Annotated in this window: 6 protein-coding genes; 1 reads left to right on the top strand and 5 read right to left on the bottom strand. The window is 61.1% G+C overall.

Going from position 1 to position 6,403, the window contains the following annotated elements:
- Positions 1-21 precede the first annotated feature (21 nt).
- From AKN84_RS35305 to AKN84_RS47855, 5 genes are all read right to left on the bottom strand, one after another.
- A complete protein-coding gene (locus AKN84_RS35305; protein ID WP_050425059.1) occupies positions 22-1,149 on the bottom strand; it encodes a branched-chain amino acid ABC transporter permease in 1,128 nt (375 codons plus the stop codon).
- Positions 1,150-1,164: 15 nt separating this feature from the next.
- Positions 1,165-2,094, bottom strand: a complete 930-nt coding sequence (locus AKN84_RS35310) for a branched-chain amino acid ABC transporter permease (protein WP_128971443.1) — start codon at positions 2,092-2,094, stop codon at positions 1,165-1,167.
- Between the two features lie 9 nt (positions 2,095-2,103).
- Complete coding sequence (locus AKN84_RS35315; protein WP_050425060.1) at positions 2,104-2,889, bottom strand: ABC transporter ATP-binding protein; 786 nt, start codon at positions 2,887-2,889, stop codon at positions 2,104-2,106.
- Positions 2,886-4,856 (bottom strand): AMP-binding protein, encoded by a 1,971-nt coding sequence (locus tag AKN84_RS35320; protein ID WP_050425061.1) that lies wholly within the window; start codon positions 4,854-4,856, stop codon positions 2,886-2,888. Before AKN84_RS35320 ends, AKN84_RS35315 begins: the two co-directional genes overlap by 4 nt.
- Before the next feature lie 512 nt (positions 4,857-5,368).
- Positions 5,369-6,067 carry a GNAT family protein gene (locus tag AKN84_RS47855; RefSeq protein ID WP_050425062.1) on the bottom strand — a complete coding sequence of 233 codons (699 nt, stop codon included), beginning with the start codon at positions 6,065-6,067 and terminating at the stop codon, positions 5,369-5,371.
- 125 nt (positions 6,068-6,192) lie between these two features.
- On the opposite strand from AKN84_RS47855, the gene AKN84_RS48655 reads away from it, so the two are divergent.
- Positions 6,193-6,403: hypothetical protein (locus AKN84_RS48655; protein ID WP_210168524.1), on the top strand; the 211-nt coding region annotated here is incomplete at its 3' end.

A 6,403-nucleotide genomic window follows, 5' to 3' on the forward strand; every position in this document is an offset into this window, starting at 1 on the left:
GATCGAGGCACGATCGCTCCTTCAATAGGGAAACGGCCAAAGTCTGAGCTTCTCCTTACCGATCGATATCAGCCTGGCGAAGCCATGGGGTTCCTTGATGAGAAGATAACAGATCAACGATCCGAAGATGATGAACTGGAGGTGAGTGATCGTTTGCGTGGACAGCGGCAGGCCGAGTTCGGTTGGAAGCACATTCAGCAGGATCGGCACGATGAGGATGAAGGCCGCCCCGATGAACGAACCCATGATCGATCCGAGCCCGCCGATGATGACCATGAACAGAAGATCCAGCGAGCGTTCGATCGAGAATGCAAGCGGCTCCCATGAACCGAGGTAGACGAACCCCCAGAGTGCGCCCGCCACTCCGATGATGAACGAAGAGACCGCGAAAGCCGTCAGCTTCGCGTAGAGCGGCCGGATGCCGATCAGTTCGGCGGCGATATCCATGTCGCGGATCGCCATCCACTGCCTGCCGAGATTGCCGCGAACGAGATTCTTCGCCAACACCGCAAGCACGGTCACAAAGAGCAGGCACAGCAGGTAGCGCTCGACCGGCGTACGAACGACCACGCCGAAGAAATCCAGTTCCGGCGCATTCACCGATCCTGACGGCGCATAGTTGGTGAACCACGGGAGCCGCAGGAACGCCCAATCGAAGAAGAACTGCGCGGCAAGCGTCGCAACTGCCAGATAGAGGCCCTTGATGCGCAGACTGGGAATACCGAACAGGATTCCAACACCCGCCGACATGAGCCCGCCGAGCAGAATGGACGCCAGTACGGGCAATGGTGGGATCGCGATCGCGAAGCCGAGCGAGGCCAGCGGGATGTGGACGCCGGTCGCCAGCTTGTAGGCCGAATAAGCGCCGATGGCCATGAATGCGCCGCTGCCGAGCGAGATCTGGCCGCAATAGCCGACGAGAATGTTGGTGCCGATGGCGGCGAGCGCCAGGATGAGGAAGGGCAGCAAGATGGCCCACAGCAGATAGTCGCTGCCGAACGGCCAGACATGGAAGGTGGCCAACAGCGGCACGCCAATGAAGGCAATCCCGACCAAGATGGCGAGCGCAATACGATCCTGACGGATCGGGAAGATCGCCATGTCTTCCGCGTAGGTCGTCTTGAACTGGCCAGCTTCGCGATAGAGCACACCGACCTCCTTGCCTCAGATGCGTTCGATGATCCGCTCGCCGAACAGCCCCTGTGGCCGCACAAGCAGCACCGCCAACGCCAGCACGTAGGCAAACCAGTATTCGATACCGCCGCCGATGGATGGCCCCAGATACACCTCGGCAATCTTCTCACCCGCCCCCACGATGAGCCCGCCGACGATGGCTCCCGGAATGGAGGTGAGGCCTCCGATGATCAAAACCGGCAGGGCCTTCAGCGCAAGGAAGGTGATGGAGAACTGCACGCCAAGCTTGGTACCCCACACCGTCGCCGCGACCAACGCAACGAGACCGGCAACGAGCCAGACCACGAACCAAATCCAACTGATTGGAATCCCGACCGAGTGCGCCGCAAGATGGTCGTCGGCCACGGCCCTGAGCGCACGACCGGTCTTGGTGCGCTGAAAGAAGATCGCGAGGCCGCCGACCAGGATGCCAGCAATCAACGCGCCCCAGACGTCCAGCTTGTTGACCAGAATCCCGCCCGGAAAGAGCCCTTCAAACAAAAACCAGGCGTCGGTCGGGAACAGCCGCAACGGGTAGACATCCGATCCGAAGATCATCTCCGCCACGCCCTCGATGACGAACGTCACGCCGATCGTAGACATGAACAGCGTGAGGGCGTCCTGGTTGACGAGAGGTCCGATCACGAACCGCTCGATGAGCCAGGCCGTTGCCGCCATGATCACGGCGGCAAAACCGATGGCGAGCACGACCGCGACCCAAAGCGGAAAACCATTGGCGACCAGGAGGTCGAGGGCACGAACCAGCGCCAGCCCTGCGAGCAATACCATCGCTCCCTGCGCATAATTGAACACGCCGGATGCCTTGAAGATCAGCACGAAGCCGAGCGCGACCAGCGAATAGAGCACGCCGGACATCAATCCGCCGATCAGGACCTCGAGAAACTGACCGAATGCGATCACGAAGCCTCCTCAGTGTGCAACGCCGAGATAGGCGTCGATGACAACCTGGCTTCGCTTCACCTCGTCAGGCGTGCCGTCGGCGATCTTTACGCCGTGATCAAGTACCGCCACGCGATCCGAGAGATCCATGACCACGGCCATATCGTGCTCGATCAGGGCGATGGTCGTGCCGTAATGATTGTTCACATCTATGATGAACCGCGACATGTCCTCCTTCTCCTCGAGGTTCATGCCGGCCATCGGCTCGTCGAGGAGAAGAAGGTCGGGCTCCATCGCCAGAGCGCGACCAAGTTCGACACGCTTCTGCAAACCATACGGCAAACGCCCGACCGGCACCTTGCGGATTGTCTCTATCTCGAGGAAGTCGATGATCTCCTCGACCTTGCGCCGATGCTCGACCTCCTCCGCCAGAGCTGGGCCCAAACGCAGCACCTGCCACAACAGGCCCCGGCGCACCTTCAAGGTACGGCCTGCCATGATGTTGTCGAGCGCGCTCATGCCCTTGAACAGGGCGACATTCTGAAAGGTGCGCGCGATGCCGCCCCGTGCCGCCTCGAAGGGCTGCATCTTGGCCCGGGTGCGCCCTTTGAAGGTGATGGCGCCGTGATTGGGGCGATAGAAACCGTTGATGACGTTCAGCATCGAAGTCTTGCCGGCACCGTTGGGGCCGATGATGGCCCGGATTTCGCCTTTTCTGATGTTGAACGAAACGTCCCTCAGCGCCTTGACACCTCCGAAGGAGAGCACCACGCGCTCGACCTCAAGCAAGATGTCGTTGGTGTCCGGCGCTCTCATGCGGCTCTCCCCAGAGATTCCCCCGAACCAATGGCTTGCATGTCGCAAATCCTGACCCGTGCCGCGGTCGTGCCCTTCCGGCCATCCTCGAAGGTGACTTCGGTGGAAATGTCGGCGTCATGCGCCCCGTTGTAGAGTGCCGTAACCAACGGCGCATAGCGCTCGGCAATGAAGCGGCGGCGTACCTTCTGCGTGCGGGTCAGTTCGCCATCATCCGCGTCGAGCTCCTTGTGCAGAATGAGAAAGCGGCGGATCTGGGCGCCTGCAAGCGCCTTTTCCCCGGCCAGCGAGCGGTTCACCGCGGCGACGTCCTTCGCGACCATGTCGTAGACCAGCGGATGCCCGGCAAGCTCCTGATAGGATCCGTAGGCGACGTTGTTGCGTTCCGCCCAATTCGCGACGGCGACCGGGTCGATGTTGAGCATCGCGCAAACGAACTCCCGGGAATCACCGAGCGTGATCGCTTCCTTGATATTGGGATAGAACTTCAGCTTGTTCTCAAGGTACTTCGGGGCAAACATCGTGCCGTCAACCAGCCGACCGACGTCCTTCGCACGATCGATGATCTTCAGATGCCCGGTCTTCTCGTCAAAAAAGCCCGCATCGCCGGTCCTGACGTATCCGTCGGACGTCATGGCTTCCGCGGTCTTTGCCTGATCCTTGAAATATCCGAGGAACATGCCGGGCGAGCGGAACTGCACTTCGCCCGATTCCGCAATGCGGATGTCAACGTTGGGCGCCGCCGGGCCAACCGTGTCCGAGTAGATCTCGCCATCAGGCTGGCACGTTACATAAAGGAACGCTTCGGTCTGGCCGTAGAGTTGTTTCAGATTCAATCCAATCGAGCGGTATAACGCGAACAGATCCGGACCGATGGCTTCGCCTCCAGTGTAGGCGACCCGCACCAGAGACAAGCCGAGGACGTTCTTGAGAGGCTCGTAGACCAGCCAGCGTCCGAGCGCATAGAGCAACCGGCCCGACAGCGGTACCGGACGTCCGGTCAAGACTTGCTCGCCATACCGGCGTGCGACGTCCAGAAAGTAGTTGAACAATCGCCGCTTGAGCGGCGCGGCGTCCTCCATGCGGACCATCAACCGCGTCAGCATGGCTTCGAAACCGCGTGGCGGGGCCAGGTAGAAGGTTGGTCCTATCTCATGCCGATCCTGCTCGATTGTGTCGCTGCTCTCGGGACACGCCATGCAGAATCCAGCCACGAGGCCCTGCACATAGCTGACGTAATGATCGCCCGCCCAGGCCAGCGGCAGATAGGCGAGCACCACGTCCTTGTCGGTCAGCTTGTCGAATCGTGTGGTGTCGGTTGCAGCATCGATGCAGCCGCGCGCCGACAGCATGACACCCTTCGGCGCTCCAGTCGTTCCCGAGGTGTAGAGGATGACCGCAATGTCCGAACCGTTCCCCGCTCGAACGTATTCATCAATCCGTTCACCAAGAGCCACGTCGGCCGCAAGCGCGGCGCGACCGTCCTCGATGATATCGCCGATTGCGATCAATCCACTGCGGTCGTAGCCGTCGAGGCCGCGCGGCTCGTCGTAGACAATCTTGTTGAGTTGCGGCAGTCGGTCGGACACCGACAAGACCTTGTCGACCTGCTCCTGGTCCTGCGCTGCGACGAGCTTCGCCTCGGCGTGAGCGAGGACGAAGGCAAGCTCATCCGCCACGGCATCCGAGTAGACCGGAACGGGAATGGCGCGCAGCATCTGCGCTGCCATCATGGTCCAGTAAAGCTTCGGCCGATTTGAGCCAACAACAGCGATCGTGTCGCCTTGCCGCAGGCCAAGGCGATCCAGGCCGGCGGCGTAAGCTCGCACGATCTCGGCAACTTGAGCCCAGGTCCAGTTCTGCCAGATACCGAGATCCTTGTGCCGAAACGCTGGCCGCGTGCCAAACTGCGCGGCATTTCGCAGCAGCAATTTGGGGAACGTATCGAACGATCCGCCGCCAGCCATGTCGGTCTCGATCCCAAAAACCGGCGCGTTGGTTCGCTCCTGTTATGGTGATGCCTGCCCTTTTTGGGCAACAGCCATGCGAGTGCCGCATGCTCCACCTTACAACGGATCGGAAGTCCCACAAGTACCCTATTGAAAGATCGCGCTTCTCTGCGGCGCCTTGGCGACCGAGATAGTGTGCGCCCCGAGACCAAGCTGACCATCAAATCGGTCCCGAAATGGGTTGCTGTGGAAGCACCTGGTCGGCTCCTGCTGGAGGTAATCCCAATGAGTTGCAGGCCAACGGTTTGAGGGATTTCTTAATAGCGGAAGTCTCTGTCGCGCGCGCTCGGCGGCCCCCTGCCACTGATTTGCCCGACGGCGCAAGCCGCAGCCTCCTCCGTCATTCCGGGGCTCGCGAAGCGAGAACCCGGAATCCATTCATCCACGAGTTACGCGGCTCTATGGATTCCGGGCTCAGTCCTTCGGACTGCCCTCAGGTGCGCAATTGCGCTCAACGCGCCCCTCGTCGCTCAACGCCGCGACCAGCGATTGCCAGCCCATCCGGCGCAGAACACCGCGTCTGCACTGTCCGGAATGGTCTGCGCGAACCATCGGTCGACGTCCGGCGAAGTCTGGGTCGTCGGCTCATCGCGATAGCGAAGCTGGCCATAGGCGCCTCGCATCGCCATCGTCGCCTTCTCGATGGCCTGGCGCGGATACAGGATGGCAGCCAGGCTGAGACAGAGTTCATCGAGATCGCCCCCATGCGTCTCAGCCGGAATGGCCGGCACGACGCTGCGGCATTGCGCGCGGCCCAGAACGTAGATGATGGGATTTCGCGTCCGCCAGCACAGGCAGAATTCTGCCGGCGCCGCCGGGCCGCCGAACTCCGCCGTCATCGCGGTCTCGAACATCCGCTTGAAGAAGCCGCCGCCACGATAGGTGTCCCGGACTGCGGTGCCTGACAGATAGATCACCGGCGTGCCGGCCAGCGCCAGACGCTGGATGATCATGTAGGCCACGCATGCATCGCCTTGATGAAGCAAGACGATGCCGTGGTCGGCCTTGAACGGTGAGTGCTGGCGCGACCAGAATCGTCCTTCGGTCAGCCAGTTCGTATCGATGATGCTACTGATGTCGTCGAGCACAGCATCGCGGCGATGCTCCGGGACATCAGAGGCGATTTGAAACAGCTCGCTGGTAACAGCCCCGGGCTGCGTCGCGATCACGGCGGCGGGTCCTTTGGTATTTCGACTTCAGGTTGCTCATGCAACGTACGGCACGCTTGGCCAGCCTGACAAGTCTGCGCTCCTGGTTGCTCCAATGCCAATTACCAATTTGCCCGACGGCGCAAATGATCGCAGCAACGCGAGCGCCCGATAACGACTGCCTCTGGAATATGGATCACCCGCTTTCGCTTTCGCGGGTGATGACATCGCGTGTTTGGGACGTTGAATCGCGAACCATCCCCACCGTCGTCCTGGCGCAAGCCAGGACCCATTACCCCAGATACGAATTGCTGCACGATGCCGGGGCCTCGATCCCCACGACGACCAAAACCCGGC

Source organism: Bradyrhizobium tropiciagri (genome assembly GCF_001189845.1).
Lineage (GTDB): Bacteria > Pseudomonadota > Alphaproteobacteria > Rhizobiales > Xanthobacteraceae > Bradyrhizobium > Bradyrhizobium tropiciagri.

Excerpts from the sequence above, each read along its gene's own strand:
- AKN84_RS35315 (WP_050425060.1), bottom strand. The coding sequence starts at position 2,889 with ATGAGAGCGCCGGACACCAACGACATCTTGCTTGAGGTCGAGCGCGTG.
- AKN84_RS35320 (WP_050425061.1), bottom strand. The coding sequence starts at position 4,856 with ATGGCTGGCGGCGGATCGTTCGATACGTTCCCCAAATTGCTGCTGCGA.